Here is a 23,598-nt window from a genome sequence, read left to right as displayed (position 1 = left end):
GCTTGTTGCTCGAAATCCACCTAGGGCCCGCTACCTTGCTGCCCGCAATTCTACTCCCCACCGCACATGACCCCTCGTTACTCCCTGGCGCTGCTGGGCCTGGCCACGGCCGGCACGCTTGCCATGGCCAGCTGCCAAAGCCGCTCCGACAAACCCAACGACGAAGCCTCTACCGCCGATGTGGGCTTCGACCGCTACAAGCAGCGCTTCGTCGATTCGCTGTGGTACTACAACCCTGGCTGGGCCTCGTCGGTGGGCTACCACAAGTACGACTCGTTGCTGGTGATACCTACGGCCGGCCGCCGGCAGCAGGAGGCCCGGGCCTACGACCGGTGGCTGCAAGAGCTGCGCGGGTTTGAGCTGGAGAAGCTGTCGGTAAACAACCAGACCGACTACCAGCTGATGCGCAATATGCTGCAATCGTCGCGGTGGTACGACGACACGCTGCGTACCTGGCAGTGGAACCCCGCGCAGTACAACCTCAGCGAGCCGGTGGCCGAAATCCTGAACGGCCGCTACCAGCCCCTCGACCGCCGCCTGCGCAGCATCTCGCTGAAAATCAGCCGCGCCGCCGAGTTCTACGAAGCCGCTAAGAGCAACCTGAAGAACCCGACTAAGGAGCACCTCGAGCTGGCCATACTGCAGAACCGCGGCGGGCTGGAGGTATTCGGCAAGGCGCTGCAGGATTCGATTGCCCGCTCGGGCCTGAAGGAAACCGAGAAAGCCGAGCTGCGCACGCGCATCGGCACCACGCGCATGGCCATCGAGAGCTACATCGGCTTCCTCGATAAAGACCTACGCCCGCAGGCCACGCGCAGCTTCCGCATCGGCAAAGCCTTGTTTGATCGGAAGTTCTACTACGACATTCAGTCGAGCTCCACGGCCGACCAAGTCTACCAGAAAGCCCTGGCCCATAAGCAGATGTTGCTGCGCGACATGGGCATGCGTGCCACCCGTTTGTGGCCGAAGTACTTCGCCGGGAAACCCATGCCCGCCGATACGCTCACGCGCATTCGGGAGGTAATCGGCAAGCTGTCGGCGGTGCACACCACGCCGCAGGGTTTTGTGGATGCCGTGAAGCAGCAGATTCCGCAGCTCGTGAAGTTCGTGGACGAGCATAAGCTGCTGACGCAGGACCCCAGCAAGCCGCTGGTGGTGCGCGAAACGCCCCTGTACATGCGCGGCAGCGGGGCGGGCGCGTCGGTATCGGCCCCTGGCCCCTACGACAAAGGCGCCAACACCTACTACAACGTGGAGCCGATTGTGGACTGGAAACCCGAGCAGGCCGAAAGCTACCTGCGCGAGTACAACCAGTACACGCTGCAAATCCTGAACATTCATGAGGCCATTCCGGGCCACTACACGCAGCTGGTGTACGCCAACCAGTCGCCCAGCATCATCAAGGCTGTGCTCGGCAACGGCGCCATGATTGAGGGTTGGGCCGTGTACTCGGAGCGCATGATGCTGGAAAGCGGCTACGGCAACAACTCCGACGAAATCTGGCTGATGTGGGACAAATGGAACATGCGCGTAACGCTCAACACCATTCTCGACCACCTGGTACACGTGGGCAACATCTCGGAGCAGGACGCCGTGCAGATGCTCGTGCGCGACGGATTTCAGGAGCAGGCCGAAGCCACCAACAAGTGGCGCCGCGCCACGCTCAGCCAGGTGCAGCTGAGCTCGTACTTCACGGGCTACACCGAGATTTACGACTTGCGCGAAGAGCTCAAGAAGAAGCAAGGCAAAGACTTCGACCTGAAAGCCTTCAACGAGCAGTTCCTGAGCTACGGCAGCGCCCCGGTGAAATACATCCGCGAGATGATGCTGAAAAAGTAAGCTGCCCTAGGTAGCAAACAAGCCCGGCGCAGTGGCTGCCAGCCACTTGCGCCGGGCTTTTTGCTGCACTTTACCAACCCGTAGGGCAGCGCGTACTGCCTGCCATCGCAGCAGCCACATTTTAAGTTGCCTGCATTTTGCTTGGCCGCATTTCCGACGCTGTGCGTATAGCCCCCAACCACTGCCATACTACTCACTACCTAGGGCTGACCAAATGACTATTTTCGACACCGACGATACTGGCCTGCGCACCCTTATTCACGATCATCTGAAGGTATTTGCAAAGTTCACCTCCTCGCGCGACTGCGAAGTGTGTGAGCTGCTCTCGCCGCATTTCGAAAAATTTGCCCAGGAGGCCGCGTACGAGGGCATCTACTTTATCCGGCTCGATAGCGACCAGAACCCCGTGGCCCGCAAGCTGATGAACGAGCGAGTAGCGCCGTTCTTCGTGTCGTACTGCCAGGGCCGCATGATTGAGTGCGACACCCGAAGCACCGATGGCGAAGTGCGGGAGCAACTGGATCGGCTGCGGGCCTTTATGCCAATACCAGGTGTGTAAAGCCACTTTGCTGCGCCGATGCAGCCCAACTTTCGGCTAGTTTCGCGGCCGTGTTCTTCGTCCTTTCCAAGCTTCTCGATTTTGTATTGGAGCCCGCACTGTGGCTCGTGTTGCTGCCCGTTGCGGCACTGGTTACGCGTTCGGCTCGGTGGCGCTACCGGCTGCTGGTGGCGGCCACCGTCCTAGGTGTCGTGTTCACCAACCCGGCCCTGAGCAACGAGTTGCTGCGCTGGTGGGAGCTGCCGCCCGTGCGCCTCTCACAGCTAGCGCCGCAACCGTACGATGCGGCCGTGCTGCTCACCGGTGTAACGGAGCCGCGCAACGGCCCCGCCGACCGCGTGTACCTGGGCCGCGGCGCCGACCGTTTTACCAACGCGCTTTGGCTGTACCGGGCCGGCCGCGCCAAGCGCATCATCATCAGCGGCGGCTCGGGTAGCCTGCGCCCCAAGCCCGGCACGCGCACCGAAGCCCAGGACCTAGCCGTGCTGCTGCGCCTTGCCGGGGTGCCTAGCCAGCACATTTGGCTGGAAACCCAAAGCCGCAACACCCGCGAAAACGCCCGAAATACCCGTGCGTTGCTCCAGCAGCGCTTGCCCCAAGGGCAGCCGCGCCTGCTGCTGGTTACCTCAGCTTTTCACCAGCGGCGCGCCCTGGGTTGCTTTAGCAAAGCCGGGCTGCAGGTAACGGCTTTTCCGGCGGGTTACCTGACGGCGCAACGCGAAGCCACACCTGCCTACTGGCTGCTGCCCAGCTCCGAGGCGCTGCAGCAGTGGAGCGTGCTGCTGCACGAGGTAGCGGGCTACGTGGTGTACCGGCTGCTCGGTTATGCTTGATGCGCAACTTAAAATACCCGTAAGTGCCGCGCCGCCGTTGCTGCCTCTTAAGTGGGCAGCAACGGCGGCGCGGCTTGTTTTCAGCGGAAGCTTTCGTGCTTACTCCGCGAGGTTCTTCGGTGCTTCGGGCTTTTCGCCGGCAACCCAAATGCTCTTTTGGTTCACGAATTCCTTGATGCCCAGGTGCGAAAGCTCGCGGCCGTAGCCCGACTTCTTTACGCCGCCAAACGGCATTTCGGGCGACGATTTCACCAGGGCATTCACAAACACGGCGCCGGCTTCCAGCTCGCGGGCTACGCGCTGCCCGCGCTCCTCGTCGCGCGTCCACACGGCGGCACCTAGGCCGTAGCGCGAATCGTTGGCCAGGCGAATGGCCTGCTGCTCGTCGCGGGCTACCAGGATGCTGGCCACCGGGCCAAAAGTCTCTTCGTCGTAGGCGGGCATGCCGGGCTTCACGTTGGCGAGCATAACCGGCGCAAAACGGGCCGAGCCCGCCTTGGGCTGCCCGCCCTGCAGCACTACTTTGGCCCCGGCTGCTACCGATTTTTGCACTTGCTGGGCTAGGTCGTCGGCGAGGTCGGGGCGGGCGAGGGGGCCGTACTGGGTTTGCTCGTCGAGCGGGTCGCCGGCCCGGTAGGCCTCCAGGTGCTGGCGCATGCGGTCAATGAACTCCGCGGCAATCGATTTCTCCACCACAAAGCGCTTGGCCGCAATGCAACTCTGGCCAGCATTAATCATGCGTGCCTGGGCGGCGGTTTTGGCGGCTAGCTCCAGGTCGGCGTCGGCGAGTACCACAAAGGCATCGGAGCCGCCCAGCTCCAGCACGGTTTTCTTGATGTAGCGGCCCGCCGCGGCGGCCACCTGGCTGCCCGCGCCTTCGCTGCCTGTAAGCGTAACGGCCCGCACGCGGTCGTCGGCAATCAGCGGCTCCACGGCCTTCGACTCGATCAGCAGCGTGCGGAAGCCACCCTGTGGCAAGCCGGCATCATGGAAGATCTTCTCCAGCGCCAAGGCACATTGTGGCACATTAGATGCGTGTTTCAGCAGGCCTACGTTGCCGGCCATGAGAGCCGGGGCAGCAAAGCGCACTACTTGCCACAGCGGGAAGTTCCAGGGCATTACGGCCAGCACGGCACCTAGGGGCTGGTGCGCAATGTAGCTGCGGCGCGCTTCGGTTTGCACCGGCTCGTCGCGCAGCATTTGCTCGGCGTGCTCGGCGTAAAAGTCGCAGGTAAGGGCGCACTTCTGCGCTTCGGCCCGGCCATCGGTCACGGGTTTGCCCATTTCGAGGGCCATGATGCGGGCCAGCTCGTCGTGCCGCTCGCGCAGCAACCCGGCGGCGCGGTGCAGCACCTGCGCCCGCTCCCGGAAACTCGTGCGGCGCCACTCCTGAAACGTTTTGTCGGCTTGGGCCAGCATGCGCTCCACTTGGGCGCCGGGGTGGGGCTTAAAGCGCCGCAACACTTTATCGGTATAAGGGTTGTACGACTCGATGGGCATAATACAGGCGTTTGGGGCCGAACTGCGGCAAAGTAAGCACGCAGCCCGGCAAGCAATGTTCCGTATAACTGCTGCCGCCCACCCAGGGTTGGCCGCGGGCATGCCGCTGTGTCCGTTTTGTCATTACTTTTGACCGCCGTGCTGCGCGCATAAACCTGCGCGGCGCAGGGCATTCCACGCCACACTGTGACCAATTTGCTACCCGAGCCGCCTTCCGTCGCCGAAGAACAGCTTATCGCCCGGCTAAAAGCCCACGATGAGTCGGCAATGGCGGAGTTTTACGACAAGTACTCGGCAGCCCTCTACGGCGTCATCCTGCGCATTGTGCGGCGCGAGGAAGAAGCCGAAGACGTGCTGCAGGAAAGTATGGTCAAGATCTGGCATTCCTTTCAGAGCTACGATGCCACCAAAGGGCGGCTGTTTACGTGGGTGATGAATGTTTGCCGAAATCTTGCCATCGACAAAATCCGCTCGCGACAGTACCGCGTAGGTACTCGCACGCAGCCACTCGACGACAGCCCCGCCGAACGGCAGCCGGCCGTAGCCACCTTCCGCCCCGAGCACATCGGGCTGCAGGAGCTCACGCACCAGCTCACGCCCGATCAGCGCCAGGTAGTTGATATGCTGTATTTCGAAGGCTACACCCAAAGCGAGGTAGCCGAAGAGTTGAATTTGCCGCTAGGTACCGTGAAAACCCGCGCCCGCGCCGCTATTAAAGTCCTTTCCAAACTGATTCGGTAAGCCAAAGCAGTGAACATCGAGGAATACATCGAATCAGGACAGCTGGAGCTGTACGTGCTGCAGCAGCTTAGCCCGGCCGAAGCCGCCGAGGTGGAGCAGCTGGCTGCCCAGCACCCGGCTATTCGGGCCGAGCTGAGCCGCATTGAGCAAACGCTTGGTGCATACGCCGAAGCCCACGCCGTAGCGCCGCCCGCCGGCATGCGCGAGCGGGTGCTAGGTGGCTGGCAGCAAGCCATACGGCAGCAGGCCCCGGCCGAAGCCGCCGTGCCGCCCGCAGCCGCCCCCCAACCCACCATGACGGTTTCGTCGGCCCCGCAACCGGAGCCGGCTCAACGCCCCGCACCGGCCGCCGCCGAGCCCGTAGTACGGACCATGCCCGCCCCCGCAAGCGGCGGAGGCTACCGCTGGCTTGCTGCCGCAGCGGCTGTGCTGCTGCTGCTGAGCGTGGGGGCCAACTGGCTGTTTTACAACCGTTGGCAGCGGGCCGAGTCGCAGCTGGTAATTGCCCAGAGCGAGCAGGCCCGCTACGCCGCCGCCACGCAAGCCGTGGAAAAGCGACTGGCAACCCGCACCAACGAGCTGGCCATGCTGCGCGACGAAACCTACCGCACGGTGGTGATGACGGGCACGCAAATCGCGCCCGGCGCCCGCGCCCGGGTGCACTTCAACCCCGCCACCAAGGCCGTTTACGTCGACGTAAACAACCTGCCGCCCGCCCCCGAAGGCAAGCAGTACCAGCTGTGGGCCCTCGACAAGGGCAAGCCCGTGGATGCCGGCATGCTGGCCCGGCACACCGCCGCCGGCGACAGCCTGCAGCGCATGAAAAACATCATCAACGCGCAGGCGTTTGCCGTAACGCTGGAGCCCGCCGGTGGCCGCCCCGAGCCCACGCTGGCCGCCCTTACCGTGATGGGGCAGATGCAATAACTTAACCGTTGAGGTTGCGTACCTTCAAGCCCCTGGCCTTTTCTGCCGGGGGCTTTTTTCTTATGCACGGTTCCATTTTCGCTCTGCTAAAGCGCTACGTACAAACCCAATACGACCACAGCACGTGGGTACGGCTGCTGGAGGCCGCGGAGCTCTCGGGCACCGAGTTCGACTACAAGGAGGTGTACCCCGATCAGCATATGTACGCGCTGGTGGGCCAGGCCGCGGAAATGACCGGCATTCCGGCCGAGGTACTGCAGGAAAAATTCGGCGAGTACCTCGTGCCCGATCTGATGTATATGTACGGCAAGCTGCTGCAACCCGAGTGGCGCACCCTCGAGATGCTGCTGCACACCGAGGGCGTAATGCACAAGCGCGTACGCGAAGAGCACCAGCACAACGCCCCGCCCGTGCTCGATGTGCGGCGTGTATCGGGCACCGAAGTGGAAATCGAGTACGTGTCGCAACGGCGCATGAGCGCGTTGGCCGTGGGCATTGTACGCGGCCTGGCTACTTATTTCGACGAGGCCGAGAAAATTGAGATTCAGCCCACTACCCGCGACGACGGCCAGCACGTGCACATCCGGGTGCGGCGCCTAACCTAGGGGAGGCATTTGCGGTTATCTTGCCCGTAGCCGGACCAATCGCATGGGCCCGGCGCAAACCTTTGTTCGCGCAGCTATGGAAAAGACCTATTACAACCCCGCCGACCTGGCCAAGTTTGGCAACATCACCGAGTGGCAGTCCGAAATGGGCCGCAAGTTTTTCGACTACTACGGCGAGGTTTTCAAGGAAGGAGCCCTTACAGAGCGCGAAAAGTCGCTGATTGCCTTAGCGGTAGCCCACGCCGTGCAGTGCCCGTACTGCATCGACGCCTACACCTCCGACTCGCTCCAGAAGGGCGCCGACGAAGCCCAAATGATGGAAGCCGTGCACGTGGCCGCGGCCATCAAGGGCGGGGCGGTCCTGGTGCACGGCGTGCAAATGATGAACAAGGCCAAGGAGCTGACCATGTAAACAGCTGATTACAGCTGATTTATTTGATTTCGCGGATTTTTTGTCGGGCTGTTTAGCGCTGAAGTATTGTTCTCGCTGAACGCCTGTTGATGAGCCATGACTTGGTGGATGAGCGGTACGCGCATTCGGGTTTTACCGGCCAGCACCTAGGGGCGCCATGCGGGTGCATGCGGCCCTAGGTGCTGGCTTCCCCGAAATCAGTTACCAGCGGGCGTTGGCCGTCGAAATGACGGCGGTTGGGCTGGCCTACACTGAGGAGTTTGCGCAGCCCGTGTACTACCGCAACGTGTGCACCGGTACTCGCTGGGTTGTTTTTTGGTGAACGGCCAGGTGCTGTTCGAGCTGAAAGCCACTTCTGAACTGACCAATCTGCACTTCGCCCAAACCATCAACTACCTGCGCGCTTTTCAGCTGAAGGTGGGCTTGCTGCTCAACTTCGGAAACAAAAGCTTGCAGTACAAACGCTTCGTAAAGTCGGCACAGCCAAATCTCTAGGTGGCAGCCCGGCTACCTCCGGGTACCAGCGTCGGCACGGTCGCCATTCGGCATCAACTGCAGGCTATCAACCGTCCTGGCTACGCAGTCAATCAGCGAAATCAAGTAAATCAGCGTGAATCAGCGATTGAGTCTAAGAGCCCAACAGCATCCGCTGGCCGACACCAGCTACCAGCTTACTGTGCTCAACGCGGCGCAGCAGGCGGGGCAGGCGTGGCCGGCTTTCGCCAGCAAACTGCGCGAAACCGGCTTGCTGCCGCTGCGGCCCCTAGGTATCGGCACCCTGCAGCTGAACGTGGGCAAGATGTGCAACCAAACCTGCAAGCATTGCCACGTGGATGCCGGCCCCGACCGTACCGAAATCATGACGCGCGAGACCATGGAGCTGTGCTTGGCCGCGCTGCGCCAGGCGCCCGACATGCAGGTGGTCGACCTGACGGGCGGCGCCCCCGAAATGAACCCGCATTTCCGGTGGCTGGTGGAGCAGGTAGCAGCCCTGGGTCGGCAGCTGATTGTGCGCTGCAACCTCACCATCATCGTGGCCAACCCAAAGTACCACGACCTGCCCGCGTTCTACCGGCAGCACGGCGTGCGGGTGGTGTCGTCGCTGCCGCACTTTTCGGCGGCCCGCACCGATGCGCAGCGCGGCGAGGGCGTTTTCGAGCGGAGCATCAGGGCCCTGAAAATGCTGAACACCGAGGGCTACGGGCAGGAGGGAAGCGGGCTGGTGCTCGATTTGGTGTACAACCCATCGGGGGCATTTTTGCCTGGCGCTCAGCAGGCTTTGGAGCGCGAGTTCAAGCAACGCTTGCGGCGCGAGCACGGCATCGGGTTCAACAACCTGCTCACCATTACCAACCTGCCCGTGAGCCGATTTCTCGATTACCTGATGGAAAGCGGCAACTACGCCGCCTACATGGATAAGCTGGTGCAGAGCTACAACCCGGCCGCGGCCGCCAACGTGATGTGCCGCAGCACCCTCTCGGTAGGCTGGGATGGGTACCTCTACGACTGCGACTTCAACCAGATGCTGGAGCTGCCGGTGGAGGCGGCTGCCCCCCAGCACATCCGCGACTTCGACCTAGGCGCCCTCCAGGCCCGCAGCATCGTGCTTAATCAGCATTGCTACGGCTGCACGGCGGGGGCAGGCTCGAGCTGCGGCGGCGCTACCGTGTGATGATGGCCCCTGCCGCTGCCGCGCCCGACCACCTGCTGGTGTTTGCCCGTTACCCCGAGCTGGGCAAAGTAAAAACCCGGCTGGCCGCCCACTTAGGCGATGCCGCCGCCCTCGATGCCTACCAGCAACTGCTAAGCCACACCCGCGCCGTAGCCCAGCCTTTGCCCGGCAGCCGTACGCTGTGGCTGGCCGCCGCGCCGCCCACGGGCGCCGCCCCGCTGTGGCCCGATTGGCCCCAACGCGTGCAGCCCCCGCTACCCGACCTAGGGCAGCGGATGGAGCACGCCTTTACGCAGGCCTTTGCCGCGGGCGCCGGGCGGGTGGTCATCATCGGCACCGATTGCCCGGGCCTGCAAACCCGGCACTTGCAGGAGGCATTTGCCCTTTTGCACACGCACGAGGTAGTGCTGGGCCCCGCCCACGACGGCGGCTACTACCTGCTGGGCATGCGGCAGTTACGGCCCGAGCTCTTCGGTGGCATCCGGTGGAGTACCGATACCGTGCTGCGCGACACCTTGCAGATTGCCCACCGCCTCCGGCTGCAAGTAGCGCAGCTGCCCCCGCTGCACGACGTGGACACCGCCGCCGACTGGCATGCCTGGCAGCAGCGCCCCTAGGTGCTGCCGGAGGCTTAAGTGCTTAGGAGCCAGCTACCGGCGCGCTGCCTTACATGCTGCGCGAACTGCGGCGCTTAAGTACCCGGCGGTGCCAGCGGCCGGCGCGGTTGCTGGCGTGCATGGCGGCTTCCTCGTCAATCACCAGAAATAGGCAGCAGCCAAAAACTGCCGCCGTCACGGCGCTCAGCAGCCAGCCCCAGCCCGCCGTAACGGCCATGTACACATCGTAGGCGGTAACCAAAGCAGGTACGGCGGCGGCCAGCAGGGCAATGCGCCGCGTGGGCCGCGGGTGCTCGAACAGCAGCGTGAACAGGAAGGCCGTGAGGAGCACCGTTTGGTGGATGGCCTCGCCCATCCAGGAAGGCAGCAGGGTGTTCAGGCCGATAAAGCGCGACAAAGCCCGCAGCACGTAGCCCAGGGCGCCGGCCTCGAGCACGGCCAACAGCAGCGGTAAGTAAGGGCGGAGTATAGGTCGGGCCATAGGCACAGCTTTGGTAGGCAAACAATCCACTGAAGGGGCATCGTGCAAAAAAACAAAGCCGCCGTTGCCAGGTTTACAACCCTGTTGTACGTACGCAAGCCCAGTGCCCGGCGATTGTGCCAGGCCGCTGGTTGCGCTTCAGATGCGTGCCATTTTGTTCTAATTTACTGATTTTAACAATGTTGCAAATAGGCGACGCTGCCCCCGATTTCACGCTGAAAACCACCGACGGCGCCAACTTTACCCTGAGTGCCCAACGGGGCCGGGCCGTGGTGCTCTATTTCTACCCCAAAGACGACACGCCCGGCTGCACGGCCCAGGCCTGCTCGTTCCGCGACCAGTACCAGGACTTTCAGGACCTAGGGGCGGAAGTAGTCGGCATCAGCTCCGACTCCGAAGCCTCGCACCAGAAGTTCACCCAAAAGCACCGCCTGCCCTTTCCGCTGCTTGCCGACGCAGGCGGCCGCGTGCGCAAGCTCTACGAGGTGCCCCGGGCCATGCTGGGCCTGTTGCCGGGCCGCGTCACGTTCGTAATCGACGCCGCGGGCAAAGTGCGCTACATCTTCAACTCGATGAGCCGCGCTACCGACCACGTGGCCGAGGCCAAGCGGGTATTGCAGGAGTTACAACCGGCCCGCTAAGCCATACAGCTCGCGTTTGAACTAACGTAAGTTGCGGTTGTGTTATGGCAATCTTTAAATTTGCTCCGATGGCTTACGTACAACCCGATTCGCTGATTCCCGATAATGAGCTGGACCGCTTGCGCACGCTCTATCATTATCAGATACTTAACACTACGTACGAGAAGGTTTTTGACGACTTCGTAGCCCTTACCGCTCAGTTGTTTAACCTACCGATTTCGCTGCTCTCCCTGATCGACGAAGAGGAGGTTTATTTCAAGGCCAACAGCGGCATGGATGGGCTGCCGGCAACCCTGCCCCGCGCCGACAGCCTGTGCTCGGCCGCGGTGCTCGAAGAGGCCACCCTGGTATTTCCCGACCTTACCCAGGAGCGCTGCAACCTGGTGAACCCGGCCGTGGCCGAGTCGGCGGGGTTGCGCTCCTACGCGGGCGCGCCTTTGCGCATGCCCAACGGGCACAACATTGGTACGCTGTGCGTTATCGGGCGCGAGCCCCGCGCGTTTACGGCAGGCGAAGAGGAGCTGCTGATGCACCTGGCCAAACTCGTGAGCCTTACCATTGAGGTGCGCAGCGTTTTGTTGCAGCAGGAGTTGGCCGAGCAGTGGCAGCAAACCCAGGCCCAGTTGCAAACCCAGCTGCTCGATGCCTCTACGCTGGCGCGCTACCTGGCCGCCCGCACCAACGGCGCCGCCTACTTCAGCGAAGACGTGCAGCAAACCGTGGTGCGCCGCCTCGATGACATCGCGCAGGTGCTGCGCCGGCAGTTAGCCGAAGTACACCGGCTCGCCAGCAAAGCGTAGCTATTGGCCGCAGGTAGCCATTTATTCGGCAATTTTGGCGCTCCAATTCACCCATGCGCGGCCTGCGGGCCAACCGGGGTCGGTTGGGCATAACTACACATATTACCTCCGGGCGGGCCTGTGGCCGGCCATTTCCTATGGGAGCTTTATTGGTTGATTTGCTGCAGCGGGCCCAGCGCAGTCGGCGCATGGTATCGGTACAAACCGCCGGCGGCACGTTTCTGGGGTACGTGCTCAGCTTTAATCCCGAACTGCTGGTGATGCGCACCGTTACGCGCCAGGGCATGCTCACGAGTGTGCGCACCGTAACCTTGGCCGAGGTGTCGCAGGTGCATTTCGACGATAAGTACGTGCGGCTGATCGAGTTTAAGGAGCACAACCCCGACGCCGTTTTTGGCCTGGCCGCCGCACCCGATGGCCTGGAGCACGCGTACCTGACGGTACCGGCCTTGCTGCAGCGCGCCCTGGAGGTGCGGCAGCTGGTGCAGCTCATTACCTCGTCTGAAAACGACCCCTACGGCTACATCGTGCGTCTCACCGACGACGAGCTGCTGCTGGAGGCCTTTACCCAGTACGGCGACCCCGACGGCCACTCCGTGCTGCAAATCGACGACGTGCGCAGCGTGGTGTGGAGCGACGAAGACACCCGCACGATTGAGCTGCTCCTGAAGCAGCGCGCCGCGGCCGGGCAATAGCCCTAGGTAGGGCAGGCGCACGGCGGCGCAAAGCAAGGGCAGCAAGCTGGTGGCGCTGGCCCAGGGGGCCACATGCCGCATCTGGGGGCTCCGCAGCAGTTCCATCAGGCGTTGCTGGCACTTTTGCGGTAAGCCTGCCACCTAATGCTTTACGGCGCAGGCGCTGGGCTGCCTGCCCAGGCGCCGCTTAGTGGTGATGATGGTCGTCGGGCTTGCCGTAGAGGTTGCTGAGCGAGCCTAGCACGAACAACACCGCCCAGCACACATACAGCCAGTGAAAACCCTGCGGGCGCGGTTGCTGAAGTAAAAACAGCACCAACTGGGCCCCAAGACTCATGATTACGCCCGTGAAGGCAATGTACTGCCACGCGTTGAACGCGCCGGGGTGGTAGAGCTTGCGGTAATCGGGTTTGTCACTCATGGAAGGCGTTTGAAGGGAGCATCAGCCGAAAGCACAAATGCTGAACGGCTTAGCTGAAAGTAGAAGCGGGTAGCGCCCGGCAGCCGTAACGGAAATGCCGGCGCAGGGCCCGAAATTAGTCAGCCCTGGGTTATCGGGCATTGGCGCCTCACCAACAGCGAGGTTTGGGCAATGGTTGCACGCGGGGGATTGGGCTCTGGTTCTGCCGGTCAGGTCTCCGCCAGGCAGGCCATCGGTAAACGCACCTAGGGTTTGGCAGGAGCAAGCCAACGCTAATGCGGCCGGCGCGTACAAGCTACCAGAACCTAATCGCTGAACGATATGCCTAACCCATTGAACTTTAACGTCGAAGGAACCGAAGGCGACGAAAACGAACAAATCAAGCGTCAGAAAAACGTGGCCAGGCGCGATGAGCAGCAGGAGCAGGAGCGCGACTTTGAGCAGATCGTCAACAACAACACCGACGTCGACAAAGACCCCACCGCCTACCGCAACGCCGGCGCCAACGGCTACAGCCAGCGCACCGGCCAGATGGATCAGCTCGAAAACCTGCACATCGGCGGCGACGACATTACGCCCTACGGCGGCAACGACCACGACACCGACCCCGGCAAAGTGCAGGGCCCCGGCCACGAGGTAGAAGGCAGCTACGAGCTCGACTACGAAGCCAACCTGCGCACCCGCGAGCAAAAGTTTGGCGACAAAGCCCCCAGCGGCCCCAGCAACCCCGCCCAGGACTAGCCCGCCAACCCCCTGATTAGCAAGCCCCGTTGCCCTTGTGGCGGCGGGGCTTTTTTGTGCGCAAAATGTTATTGCAGTTTTGCGGTTTAATATTATTTGCTCAATAAATTTAGCACCAAGCGCGCCGGCGCTGTTCGGCTGCGCTTGATCCGTTCTACTTTTCTCCCACTCATCTTACCACCTACAGCTCAATTGCCTATGAAAGTTGATTACGAACCAAATAATACCGAGCAGCAAGCTGATTTCGACGAGGAGGCCTCGTTGGATTCGGGCAACCGCAAGCTCGGGATGATAGCCGGCGCAGTAGTGCTGATGATTGGCGCCGCTATTGCCTTTGTACCGGCCGAAAACCGCGAGCGTATCGCCAACGGCCAAATGCCCTCGTTCGAGCTGATGGGCGCGAGCGTAGTGGGCACCCGCGAAGCCGAAAAGCCCGCCGAAGCACCAAAGGCGGAAACCGAGGAGGAAGCCGACAAAGCCGTGGCTTCCAAAACCCCGCTAAAGCCGGTGGTTCGGCCCAAAACGGCTGCTGTGGCAGCCCAGCCAGGCGCTCCGGCAACTGAGGTAGCTGCTCCGGCGGTAGAGGCCGAGCCCGTGGCCGCCCCCGAGCCCGCTGCTCCAGTGGTTGAAGAAGCCCCCCGCACCGTTACGCTGGCCGGCCGCGTGCTGGATGAGAACGGCCGCCCCCTGGCCGGGGCCACGGTGTATGTGAAAGCCACGCGCAAGGTGGTGAGCACCGACCAGAACGGGAAGTACGCCGTGGAGGTACCCGCCGGCGACAACACGCTGGTGTACGGCTACGGCGGCTACGAAGACCAGGAAATGCGCAGCCGCTCCGATCAGGCCATGAACGTAACCCTGGTACCGAGCGAGAAATCGACCCGCCGTCGGCGCTAAGGCTAGCATGTGCAACGCACGCCATCCGGGTGGTTTCTTCGGAAGCCGCGCGGGTGGCGTGCCTGTTTTTGGGCGCTATTGGCCGGAGCTTGCGGTGCTGCCTGTTGGGTAAGCTTGCGCAAGCACCTAGGGCCTGGCAACACAGGTGCCGGGTGCAAACACAACGGCCGCTTGCCCTGGGGCAAGCGGCCGTTGTGTTTGCGTTGAGGGGAGCAAGGTCAGCCCTAGGTGGTGGTTTTCTCCTTGGCCTTTTCGGTGGCGGTGCCCGCAAAGCGGTGCCCGAAGAAGAAGTACACCGGCACGCCCAAAGCCACAAGCAGCAGCCCGCGCCGCGAGAATTCGGCGGTAGGCTCGGCAAACAGCAAAATCAGGCAGAACATGCTGGCCAGCAGCACATAAATGGCCGGCAGCACCGGGTAGCCCCAGGCGCGGTAGGGGCGCGGGGCCTCGGGCCGCGTGCGGCGCAGCACAAAAATGCCCACGATGGTGATGACGTAGAACAGGATCACCGAGAACATCACGTAGTTCAGCAACTGCCCGTACGAGCCGCTCAGGCACAGCAGGCAGGCCCACAGGCACTGGGCCCACAGGGCGCGGGCAGGCACGCCGGCCGCGTTCAGGCGAGCCAGGCCGGGGAAAAACAGCCCGTCTTTGGCCATGGCAAAGTAGGCGCGGGCCCCCGACAGGATGATGCCGTTGTTGGCCCCGAACGTGCTGAGCATGATGAGCACCGCCAGCACCACCGCGCCCGAGGGGCCCAGCACGTGCTCGGCCACGGCGGTGGCCACGCGGTCGTCGGTGGCGTACATAATGCCGCGGCCGGCAATGGTGGTGGCATCGGGCGAGCCTTGCAGCGGCAGCACCAGCAGGTACACCACGTTCGAGAGGATGTAGAGCGCCGTTACGATGGCCGTGCCGATGGCCATGCTGCGCACCAGCGTGCGCTCGGGGTTCTTGATTTCTTCGCCCGCGAAACCGATGTTGTTCCAGGAGTCGGAGGAGAACAGGGAGCCCGTCATGGCCATGCCGATGGCCACCACCAGCCCGCCCGTGCTCAGCGACCTAGGGAGCCAGCTTTCGCCGGGGGGCGGAAAGCTCATTTGCTGCCACATGTTCGAGAAGTTGGCCTGCACGGCTTCGGCGTTCAGCCCCAGCGTGAGGCCGCCCAAAATCAGCAGCGCCAGCGCCACCAGCTTGGTGCTGCCCAGCACGTTCTGGATGAGCTTGCCGGCCCGCACGCCCCGGGCGTTGATGGCCGTGATGCCCACAATCAGCAGAATAGCCAGCAACTGCACGCTGCTGAACTCGAAGGTGTAGTCGCCGATGAGCGGCAACGACACGGGGCCGGCGCTGAACAGCACGTTTTTCACGCTGAACCATGGCACAAGCACCCCCGTGAACTTGGCAAACGCCACGGCTACCGCGGCAATTACCCCGGTCTGAATCACCAGAAAGAGCGACCAGCCATAGAGAAAGGCAATTAGCTTATTGTAGGCTTCTTTGAGGTACACGTACTGGCCGCCCACTTTGGGGAACATGGAGGCCAGCTCGCCGTAGCTCACGGCCCCGGCCAGCGTGATAACGCCCGTAAGCAGCCACACCACCAGCAGCCAGCCGCTGGAGCCAACCTGCCGGCCGATGTCGGCCGAAACAATAAAAATACCGGAGCCGATCATGCTGCCGGTTACAATCATAATGGCATCAAACAGCCCGATGGCCCGCTGAAAGTGGCCTTGTTGTTCGCTCATGCAACTGGTGGAGGTGAAATGGGGCAGGAATATAGAGGTTTGGGTACAAATCCTAGCGCTGCTTGCACCTAGGTTAAGCCCAGCGCCATCCAACTATTTGGTAAGCGGAGCCTGAAAGCCGGCGCTGATACGCTGAGCGGCTTCGGAATTGCCTAGGTCGGCGGCACGCTGCCAATCCGCAGTAGCATCGGTAATGTTGCCGGTTTGCATGTGTAAGTCGCCGCGCTCGAGGTACAGCCAGCCTTTGCTGGTTGCTTTGGCGGCTAGCTCATTGTAGAGTTGCTGCGCTTGAGCCTGTTGGCCGCTCTTTTCGGCTACAAAGGCACTAATAAGCTGCAGCTGCTCATCGGCAGGCTTAAGCTTAAGTGCTTGTTCGGCATCTTGTTGCGCTTGGGTGGTGTTGTTGGCAATCAGCTGCAACAGGGCCCGGTTGGCGTAGCCGCAAGGGTCTTTAGGATGACGCCGGATTTGCTCGGAGCTGCTGAACTTGGCCTCGGTGTACCGGCCAGCAACCATCTGCACGATGCAGCGGTACGTCCAAACTTCCTCCTCGTTGGGGCCAAATTCAACGGCCTTGTTCAGGTCGAGCAATGCACCGGGCAGGTCGTTGGTATACAGCCGGCAAACCCCGCGGTACAGAAAAACGAGCGGCTGCCTCGGATGCGTAGCGGCAGCGTGGTTTAAATCGGTCAGGGCTTCGGGAAAGCGCCGCAGATGCATGAACGCAGCCCCACGCGAGGCCAACAGCAGCCCGTCGTTTGGGGCGAAACGCTCGGCCTTGTTATAGTCGAGCAGAGCAGCTTCGTGTTCCTTGAAGAACATTCGGCATTCGGCTCGCAAGTACAAATAATTGGGGTTCAGGCTGTCGGTTTGCAACAGCCGATTCAGCTCGGTCAAGGCCTCGGCATATTCTTCTTTGATCAGCTTTCGTTGCAGCGCCGGTTTAACAGCCGCCAGCGGATTCGAAAAGCGCTGAGCCGCGGCAGGCAACGCAAGCCCTAGGCCGACCATCAGCACCAACAGCTTGCATAGGGTAAAACGTAGCGAATAATAGGGCGTAAGATTCCAACGCATAGGCAAATGAAGGGGAAGGCAGTAGTGTAGGCTTGCAAAGGTATACCGCAGGCGTAGCGGCTACATGGGCCGTGCTCAACTTTCGGCCGCCGCGCCCTGAATACCTACCTTTGCCGCCGTTGTTCCTGATTGATACTGCATGTCGCAACGCCTACTGGTTTTGCTTTCGGGGTTACTGCTGTTTTCGGCGCTGGCGTCGTACGTGTACTACCGCCGGGCCGAGGCCCGTACTCCCGTGGACCTGTGGGCCCTGGTGCCCGACGACGCCGTGCTGGTAACCGCCACCCACGACCACCGCACGCTGGTGCGCCACCTCAAGGAAACGCAACTGTGGGACAACCTGGCCACGCTCAGCTACTTTCAGCAGGTGGAGGAGCACGTGGCCCTTCTCGATAGCCTGGGCGGCGGCAAGCGCAACTCGGTGCTGGGTTTTTTGGGCACCAAAACCGTGCTTACCTCGGTGCACGTAACCGGGCCGCGCAGCTTCGATCTGCTGTTCGTGGTGCCCGTGAGCAGCGTGCGCGAGCATCGGCAGGTGCGCACCCTGGTAGAGGGCATTGGCCGCGATGCGCGATTCGAGGTAAGCCAGCGCACCTACGAGGGCGCCCAGCTCACGCAAATCAGGCAGCGCAGCACCGGCGGGGGTATTACGTACTTCAATTACCGCAACACCTTGGTGCTGAGCGCCAACGCCGAGCTGGTAGAAGCCGTGGTTCGGCGCACCGAACACGAAAACCAGCCCACGGTGGCAGCCGACTTTGGTGATACCGACTACCTGAAAATCAAGGGTGTAGATGCGACCGTGCTGGTGAACTACCGCCAGCTGCCGCCGTTTCTGGAGGTGTTTTTTAGGCCCGAGCTGCGCGCCGAGTTTGAGGCCGTAGCCAGCCTCTGCGACAAGGGTATGCTGCAAATGAAGCTGACCGGTAACCGGGTGCTGTTCAACGGGTTCTCGAACCCAGAGCGGGCCGCCGGCTCCTTGCACCAGCAACTGCGCGGCCAGCCCGCCGGCCGCCTGCGCATGGCCGATGTGCTGAGCAGCCGCACGGCCGTGCTGCTGCACCTGGCCGCCTCGCCGCGGGCCCTGCGCACTGCGCGCGGCGCAGCGGCCCCCGATACGCTGGCCGCCGCCCTCATCGACAGCACCGCCGCCACCCTCGACGACGAAGCGGCCTTGTGCTACCTGGCTACGCCCTCGGCGCGGGTGCTGCCGGGGCGCCTGGTGCTGGTGCGCAGCCGCAACGCCGCCCGCACGGCGCAGTGGCTGGGTTTGCTGCGGCGGCGCACCAATACCAGCCCCAGCTTCGAGCGGGTGGGGCCGTATCAGCTGCACCAGGCGCCGGTGCCGCAGCTGGCTCAGCGGCTCCTAGGTTCGTTGTTTGCCACCGGGGCCACGGGGGGTGGTGGCGCGGCCACGGCTTTGGTAGGCGACTACCTCGTGCTGGCGGAAGATGCCGCCGCCCTGCGCACGTACCTCACCGATATAGCCGCCGACCAGGTATGGAGCCGTGCGCCCTCGCAGGTGGCTTTTCTGCAGGAGAATACGCCGCTGGCTCGCCTCAGCCTGCTGCTCGACACGCGCAATACCTGGAACCTGCTGCTGCGGGCGCTGGTAGAGGAGCGCCGCGCCGGCCTGCTGCGCAACGAAACCCTGTTCAAGCGCTTTCCGCAGGTGGCGCTGCAGTTTGCCCCCGCCGATAACGGCCAGTACTACACGCAGCTGGTGCTGCGCCACCCGCCGGTGGGGCCCGCCGTGGCCACGCCGCAGGCGCGCGATGGCAGCAGCAGCAGCCTCAGCTTCGAGGCCGGACTTACCGACCTAGGGCCGGTGCTGTTGCCCACCGAGGGCAGCCGCTCGCCGGCCACCGTGGTGCAAGACCGCACCGGGGCCCTGCACTACGTTACGCCCGACAACACCGTGGCCTGGTCCGATACGTTGGGGGCGCCGCTGGTGGCCCCGCCGGGCTTGCTGCCGCGCGCGTTCGGGGCGCGGCCCGGGCTGCTGTTGGCCACGCCCAACCGCCTGCATCTGCTCGATGAACGCGGGCAAATGGCGCCGTACTTCCCCCTGAACCTGCCCGACACCGTGCAGCTTGGCTCAATTAGCAGCTTGCCCGCTGCCGACGGCCAACCGGCCTATCTGCTGGCCGCCGACCGGTATTCGAGCTTGTTCTTGTTCAACGCCCGCGGCAACGCGCCGGCGGCTTGGCAGCCCAAGCGCCTCGATTTTGCCTTGGCCGCCGCCCCGCAGCTGCTGCGGGTAGGGGGGCGTACCGTGGTGCTGGCTCCGCTCGAAAACGGCTACATCTTCGCCTACGACCTCGAGGGCAACACTTTGCCGGGCTTCCCCATCAGCCTGGGGGCGCGGCTGCACACGGGCGGCTTCGTGGAAACCGGCCCCACGCTGCGGCGCACGCGCATTACGGTGGTCAACCAGCACGGCGAGCTGATCAGCTTTAGCCTGAGCGGTGATATTACCCAGCGGCGCCGCCTCACCACCTGGAGCCGCACCAGTACCTTTCAGGTAGTGCCCGATCAGGATAAAACGCGCTTTGTGGTGCTGCGCGACGACGGGCAGGGCCGGGTGGCTGTTTTCGATGCCGCCGGGCGCCGCCTGCTCGAGCAGCGCTTTGTTACCTCGGCGCCCAAGTCGTGCCAGGTGTTCAGCTTCGCGGAGGGGCGGCAGGTGCTGGTGCTTACCGAAACCGGCCCCGGCAAAGCCTACATCTACGATTCGCGCTACCAGCTGGTGGGCGGGCAGCCGTTTGATAGCAACGCGGCCAACGTGGGCCTCACCTTCGATGCCAGCGCCGGGCTGTACCAGCTGTACCGCATTGTGGGCCGCGAGCTGCGCCGCACCGCCCTGCGCATGAACTAACCCGCTGATTAGATGCGCCGTGGCTTGGTAGTGGGCAAATTTGCCCCGTTGCACCTAGGGCACCAGTACCTGCTGGAGGCCGCGGCCGCCCAGTGCGACGAGCTGCACGTGTGGGTGTACTCAAACCCCGACCCTGGGCGCATGCCGGCCCCGGTGCGCGCCCACTGGCTCGAAACCATTTATGCCCAGCCGCAGGGCCCGGCCATTGGGGCTACGCCGCTGCGCATCAGGTACTTTCGGCCCGAAACAGACGATTTGCCGCCCAATACGGCCTCCGATTACGCGCACCGCGAATGGGTGCGGCAGCGGCTGGCGGCCCTAGGTGTGCGCATCGATGTGGTGTTCAGCAGCGAGGCCTACGGGCCGGGCTTTGCCGCGCACCTAGGGGCCAAGCACGTGTTGGTGGATGCCAGCCGGCGGCAAGTACCCGTTTCGGGTACGCAAGTGCGCGCCGATGTGTACGCCCAAACCCACTGGCTGCACCCCGTGGTGCAGGCCCATTTTGCCTCGCCCGGCTACGTGCAGCGCGTGGTACTGCTCGGGGCCGAGAGCACCGGCAAATCGACGCTGGCGGCGGCCCTGGGCCAGCACTTTGGCACCCGCTACGTGCCCGAGTACGGCCGCACGCTGTGGGAAGAGCAGCAAGGCCACTTGGCCTACGACGACCTGCTGCGCATTGCCCACCGCCACCGCGCGCTCGAAGACGAAGCCCTGCCGCAGGCCCGGCATTGGCTGTTCGTGGATACCAACGCCATTACCACGCTCTTCTACTCGTACGCCTACTACGGCCGCGCCGAACCGGAGCTGCACACCCTGGCCGAAGCCTCCCGCACGCGCTACCAGCACACCTTCGTGTGCGCCCCCGATTTTCCGTTCGAGCAGGATGGTACCCGGGCGCCGGCCGCGGCGCAGGCCTTCCACCAGGCGGCGGTACTGGTGCAGCTGGGCCTGCTCGGCATACCCTATATCGTGCTTACCGGCAGCGTTGCCGAGCGCCTGAGCCAGGTGGCGGCGGTACTTGCTAACGAAATATTTAAAGAGCTATAATCAGCAAACTATCAATTGCTTAGCCAGCCTTTTCTGTAGAAGTAAATGAGCTGGCCCGAAACGATAATCAGCAAAATACCCAGCAGCACCGGGTAGCCCAGCGGGTGGTACAGCTCGGGCATGTTCAGGGGGTTGATGCCGCCGTTGGGGTTTTCGCGCTGGAAATTCATGCCGTACAAACCCACCACAAAACTCAGCGGGATGAAGATGCTGCTGATGATGGTAAGCACCTTCATTACCTCGTTCATGCGGTTGCTCTGGTCCGACATGTACAGGTCGATGAGGCTCGATACGGATTCGCGGTAGCTCTCGGTGAGGTCGAGGGCCTGGATGGCGTGGTCGTAGCAGTCGCGGAAAAACACCTTCATGTCCTCCGACACTATCTCGTCGGGCATGCGCAGCAGCTCGGCAATTTTTTCGCGCTCGGGGTACACCAGGCGCCGGAAGCGCACGATATCCTTCTTGATCTGCAGGATGCGGGCCAGCAGGCGCTTGTTGGGGCGCCCGCGCAAAATCACGTTTTCCAGCTCCTCAATGTAGTCGCCGATGGCGGCCATGGTGGGGTAGTAGTGGTCGAGCACCACGTCGGTGAGGGCGTAGGCGAGGTACAGCGGGGGGCGCTGCTTTATCTGGCTGTAGCCCGAGCGAATGCGCTGCCGCACCGAGTCGAGGCAGTCTTCGTAGTCGTCCTGAAACGAGAGCACGTAGTTGGGCCCCGTGAACAGGCTCAGCTGGTCGTCGTCGATTTCGAGTTGCTGCGAGAACTCCGTCATGCGCGACACCAGGAACAAGCGGCCGTCTTCGTTCACCTCCACTTTGGCGCGCTGGTAGTCGCCCAGTACGTCTTCCATTTGCAGCGGGTGCAGGCTGAAATCCTGCATGATGCGGCGCATCAGCTCCACGTCGCCGTAGCCGCGCACGTCAATCCAGTGGCGGCGCTCGGGCTGGCTCCGGAAGCGTTGCAGCAGCTCGTCGTAGCTGGCGCACTCGCATTCGTCGTAGCTGCCCGTGTCGTAGCTCATCAAAAACAACCTAGGCGGCAGCGCCTCGTCCGATACCGTGAGGGTGCCCGGGCGGGCGCCCACGCCTTTCATGTGCGCCTGCCGGGTGGCGTCGCGGTCGGCTACGCTGGTGGTTTGGTCGACTTCCTCGTCGTCATCGGCGGCTGGCGGGGGCGGGGCAGCGGTGTTGGCAAACGTGCCGGAGGTGGCGGGGTGCGGATTGGCCGCGTTCAAATCAGACATACAAAGCGGGGAACGGGGGCGCGGTAAAGCACACTTTGGCGTAATGCTACGCAGGCGCGGGCAAAAATGTGCCGCTCCTTGGTTCGCGGCCGGTATTGGGCACCTAGGGCGGCCGGGCCAGCTTAGCCAGTTACGGCCGTTTTTTGCGTTACCTTCGCAGCCTTACCTGCTTTCCTGCGTGACTGAAATGCCCTTCTCCGACGTGTCTGCTGCTGCCGTTTCGGGCGAGGTGTGCGCGTTGCGGAGCGGCAACGGCCGCTACCACCTGCGCTGGCAAGCCCAGCCAGTGCCCGCGCTGCCCCTGGCCGATGAGCTGTACCTGTACGTGCAGCCAACCCAACTAGCGCAACCCAACGCGGCGGGGCAACGGCTGCTGGTGCTGCTCGAAGACCACCACCTGACCCAAACCGTGGGCTGGTGGCCAGTGCTTATCGGCCCCGATGCCGTGGCGCGCAGCCCCTGGCAGGCGCCCTTTGGCGGCCCGCAGCTGTTGCGCCCCGATGTACCCGCCGGGGTGCTCGACGAGTGGCTGACGCTCGGGCACCTAGGGCTGGCCGCCCGCGGCGCGCGGCAGCTGGTGCAGCGCCTGGCGCCCTTTGCCTACGAGCCCCGCACCATGGGGCCACTGGTGGCAGCCCTGCAGCGTACCGGCAACCGCGTAAGTCTGGCCGAAATCGACAGCTACCTGCCGCTGGATCAGGCTTACGAGGCGCGGCTGCACCCCTCGGAGCGCCGCCGCCTGCACAAGTGCCTGCGCCACGGGTTTCGGGTGGAGCAGGAGCCCCCGCTGCTGCTGCCGCTGGCCTACGAGTTTCTCAGGCGCTGCCGCGAGGAAAAAGGCCAGGCGCTTTCGCTCACGCAGGAGCAGCTCCTCGACTTGTTTCGGCGCTTTCCGCGCGAGTACCTGCTGTTTTCGGTGCGCGATGCCGCCGGCGAGTGGGTAGCCCTCACGGTGGCCGTACTGGCGGGCCGCGGCGTGCTCTACAACTTTTACCCGGCCAGCCCGCTGCAGTACAACTCGTTTAGCCCGGTGGTGTTGCTGAACGCCGGGCTGCATGCCTTTGCCCAAGCCAGCGGCCTGCGCCTGCTCGACCTAGGCACTTCCACGCTGCCCACCGGGCTCAACGAATCGTTGCTGCGGTTTAAGCGCCACCTAGGCGGCGTGCCAAGCCTGAAGCTTACGCTGGAGCGGGAGCTTTGAATTAAGGAAGAAGGAAGAATGAGGA

At 63.2% G+C, this 23,598-nt stretch carries 25 protein-coding genes; 19 read left to right on the top strand and 6 right to left on the bottom strand.

From position 1 onward, the window contains the following. Positions 1-66 precede the first annotated feature (66 nt). The 3 genes from OIS50_RS06780 to OIS50_RS06770 all read left to right on the top strand — a co-directional run bounded on the left by OIS50_RS06780 (position 67) and on the right by OIS50_RS06770 (position 3,231). Positions 67-1,839 carry a DUF885 domain-containing protein gene (locus tag OIS50_RS06780; protein WP_264693564.1) on the top strand — a complete coding sequence of 591 codons (1,773 nt, stop codon included), beginning with the start codon at positions 67-69 and terminating at the stop codon, positions 1,837-1,839. A gap of 214 nt (positions 1,840-2,053) precedes the next feature. Next, the gene (locus tag OIS50_RS06775; RefSeq protein WP_264693563.1) at positions 2,054-2,398 is read left to right on the top strand and encodes a thioredoxin family protein; all 345 of its coding nucleotides are present in this window, start codon (positions 2,054-2,056) and stop codon (positions 2,396-2,398) included. A gap of 50 nt (positions 2,399-2,448) precedes the next feature. Beyond that, complete coding sequence (locus OIS50_RS06770) at positions 2,449-3,231, top strand: YdcF family protein (RefSeq protein WP_264693562.1); 783 nt, start codon at positions 2,449-2,451, stop codon at positions 3,229-3,231. Positions 3,232-3,330: 99 nt separating this feature from the next. Here OIS50_RS06770 and OIS50_RS06765 read toward each other — a convergent pair whose 3' ends face one another. Beyond that, entirely contained in the window at positions 3,331-4,731 is a 1,401-nt protein-coding gene (locus OIS50_RS06765; RefSeq protein WP_264693561.1) for an NAD-dependent succinate-semialdehyde dehydrogenase, read from the bottom strand. Positions 4,732-4,917: 186 nt separating this feature from the next. On the opposite strand from OIS50_RS06765, the gene OIS50_RS06760 reads away from it, so the two are divergent. The 8 genes from OIS50_RS06760 to OIS50_RS06725 all read left to right on the top strand — a co-directional run bounded on the left by OIS50_RS06760 (position 4,918) and on the right by OIS50_RS06725 (position 9,705). Continuing rightward, entirely contained in the window at positions 4,918-5,472 is a 555-nt protein-coding gene (locus OIS50_RS06760) for an RNA polymerase sigma factor (protein ID WP_264693560.1), read from the top strand. Between the two features lie 9 nt (positions 5,473-5,481). After that, complete coding sequence (locus OIS50_RS06755) at positions 5,482-6,399, top strand: anti-sigma factor (RefSeq protein WP_264693559.1); 918 nt, start codon at positions 5,482-5,484, stop codon at positions 6,397-6,399. Between the two features lie 62 nt (positions 6,400-6,461). Continuing rightward, the gene (locus tag OIS50_RS06750; RefSeq protein WP_264693558.1) at positions 6,462-7,004 is read left to right on the top strand and encodes a heme NO-binding domain-containing protein; all 543 of its coding nucleotides are present in this window, start codon (positions 6,462-6,464) and stop codon (positions 7,002-7,004) included. 76 nt (positions 7,005-7,080) lie between these two features. After that, positions 7,081-7,416, top strand: a complete 336-nt coding sequence (locus OIS50_RS06745) for an arsenosugar biosynthesis-associated peroxidase-like protein (protein WP_264693557.1) — start codon at positions 7,081-7,083, stop codon at positions 7,414-7,416. Between the two features lie 157 nt (positions 7,417-7,573). Next, positions 7,574-7,738 carry a GxxExxY protein gene (locus OIS50_RS06740; RefSeq protein ID WP_264693556.1) on the top strand — a complete coding sequence of 55 codons (165 nt, stop codon included), beginning with the start codon at positions 7,574-7,576 and terminating at the stop codon, positions 7,736-7,738. Further along, on the top strand, positions 7,705-7,911 hold the full coding sequence (locus OIS50_RS06735) for a GxxExxY protein (protein ID WP_264693555.1): 207 nt from the start codon (positions 7,705-7,707) through the stop codon (positions 7,909-7,911). The genes OIS50_RS06740 and OIS50_RS06735 overlap by 34 nt, the downstream gene beginning before the upstream one ends. Before the next feature lie 127 nt (positions 7,912-8,038). Next, positions 8,039-9,088, top strand: coding sequence for an arsenosugar biosynthesis radical SAM (seleno)protein ArsS (arsS, locus tag OIS50_RS06730; protein ID WP_264693554.1), 1,050 nt, complete (start codon positions 8,039-8,041; stop codon positions 9,086-9,088). Positions 9,089-9,090: 2 nt separating this feature from the next. Then, positions 9,091-9,705 (top strand): TIGR04282 family arsenosugar biosynthesis glycosyltransferase, encoded by a 615-nt coding sequence (locus OIS50_RS06725; protein WP_264693553.1) that lies wholly within the window; start codon positions 9,091-9,093, stop codon positions 9,703-9,705. A gap of 49 nt (positions 9,706-9,754) precedes the next feature. On the opposite strand, the gene OIS50_RS06720 is transcribed toward OIS50_RS06725, so the two are convergent. After that, positions 9,755-10,186 carry a hypothetical protein gene (locus tag OIS50_RS06720; RefSeq protein WP_264693552.1) on the bottom strand — a complete coding sequence of 144 codons (432 nt, stop codon included), beginning with the start codon at positions 10,184-10,186 and terminating at the stop codon, positions 9,755-9,757. Between the two features lie 179 nt (positions 10,187-10,365). Here OIS50_RS06720 and OIS50_RS06715 point away from each other — a divergent pair, with 179 nt between their 5' ends. The 3 genes from OIS50_RS06715 (at position 10,366) to OIS50_RS06705 (ending at position 12,322) form a co-directional block, all read left to right on the top strand. Beyond that, positions 10,366-10,827 (top strand): peroxiredoxin, encoded by a 462-nt coding sequence (locus tag OIS50_RS06715; protein ID WP_264693551.1) that lies wholly within the window; start codon positions 10,366-10,368, stop codon positions 10,825-10,827. A 68-nt stretch (positions 10,828-10,895) separates the two neighbouring features. Continuing rightward, positions 10,896-11,627: a GAF domain-containing protein gene (locus tag OIS50_RS06710; protein WP_264693550.1), complete on the top strand. Its 732-nt coding sequence runs from the start codon at positions 10,896-10,898 to the stop codon at positions 11,625-11,627. A 137-nt stretch (positions 11,628-11,764) separates the two neighbouring features. Next, positions 11,765-12,322: a hypothetical protein gene (locus OIS50_RS06705; protein WP_264693549.1), complete on the top strand. Its 558-nt coding sequence runs from the start codon at positions 11,765-11,767 to the stop codon at positions 12,320-12,322. A 187-nt stretch (positions 12,323-12,509) separates the two neighbouring features. Here OIS50_RS06705 and OIS50_RS06700 read toward each other — a convergent pair whose 3' ends face one another. Further along, a complete protein-coding gene (locus tag OIS50_RS06700; protein ID WP_264693548.1) occupies positions 12,510-12,743 on the bottom strand; it encodes a hypothetical protein in 234 nt (77 codons plus the stop codon). 321 nt (positions 12,744-13,064) lie between these two features. Between OIS50_RS06700 and OIS50_RS06695 the strand changes: the two genes are divergently transcribed. Both OIS50_RS06695 and OIS50_RS06690 read left to right on the top strand, forming a co-directional pair. Further along, positions 13,065-13,484: a hypothetical protein gene (locus OIS50_RS06695; protein ID WP_264693547.1), complete on the top strand. Its 420-nt coding sequence runs from the start codon at positions 13,065-13,067 to the stop codon at positions 13,482-13,484. A gap of 198 nt (positions 13,485-13,682) precedes the next feature. Next, the gene (locus OIS50_RS06690) at positions 13,683-14,381 is read left to right on the top strand and encodes a carboxypeptidase-like regulatory domain-containing protein (protein WP_264693546.1); all 699 of its coding nucleotides are present in this window, start codon (positions 13,683-13,685) and stop codon (positions 14,379-14,381) included. A 224-nt stretch (positions 14,382-14,605) separates the two neighbouring features. On the opposite strand, the gene OIS50_RS06685 is transcribed toward OIS50_RS06690, so the two are convergent. Continuing rightward, complete coding sequence (locus OIS50_RS06685) at positions 14,606-16,129, bottom strand: APC family permease (protein ID WP_264693545.1); 1,524 nt, start codon at positions 16,127-16,129, stop codon at positions 14,606-14,608. Positions 16,130-16,222: 93 nt separating this feature from the next. Beyond that, on the bottom strand, positions 16,223-17,203 hold the full coding sequence (locus OIS50_RS06680) for a tetratricopeptide repeat protein (RefSeq protein ID WP_264693544.1): 981 nt from the start codon (positions 17,201-17,203) through the stop codon (positions 16,223-16,225). 139 nt (positions 17,204-17,342) lie between these two features. Between OIS50_RS06680 and OIS50_RS06675 the strand changes: the two genes are divergently transcribed. After that, complete coding sequence (locus OIS50_RS06675) at positions 17,343-20,081, top strand: hypothetical protein (RefSeq protein WP_264693543.1); 2,739 nt, start codon at positions 17,343-17,345, stop codon at positions 20,079-20,081. Positions 20,082-20,093: 12 nt separating this feature from the next. Next, the gene (locus OIS50_RS06670) at positions 20,094-21,128 is read left to right on the top strand and encodes an AAA family ATPase (protein ID WP_264693542.1); all 1,035 of its coding nucleotides are present in this window, start codon (positions 20,094-20,096) and stop codon (positions 21,126-21,128) included. Positions 21,129-21,139: 11 nt separating this feature from the next. On the opposite strand, the gene corA is transcribed toward OIS50_RS06670, so the two are convergent. Next, a complete protein-coding gene (gene corA / locus OIS50_RS06665; protein WP_264693541.1) occupies positions 21,140-22,372 on the bottom strand; it encodes a magnesium/cobalt transporter CorA in 1,233 nt (410 codons plus the stop codon). Between the two features lie 178 nt (positions 22,373-22,550). Here corA and OIS50_RS06660 point away from each other — a divergent pair, with 178 nt between their 5' ends. After that, the gene (locus OIS50_RS06660) at positions 22,551-23,573 is read left to right on the top strand and encodes a GNAT family N-acetyltransferase (RefSeq protein ID WP_413617040.1); all 1,023 of its coding nucleotides are present in this window, start codon (positions 22,551-22,553) and stop codon (positions 23,571-23,573) included. The last annotated feature ends 25 nt before the right edge of the window (positions 23,574-23,598 follow it).

Origin of the sequence: Hymenobacter sp. YIM 151858-1 (assembly GCF_025979705.1) — a bacterium.
Classification (GTDB): Bacteria; Bacteroidota; Bacteroidia; order Cytophagales; family Hymenobacteraceae; genus Solirubrum.
The sequence above is the reverse complement of the archived record's forward strand: the minus strand, read 5'-3'. Positions and strand labels throughout refer to the sequence as shown.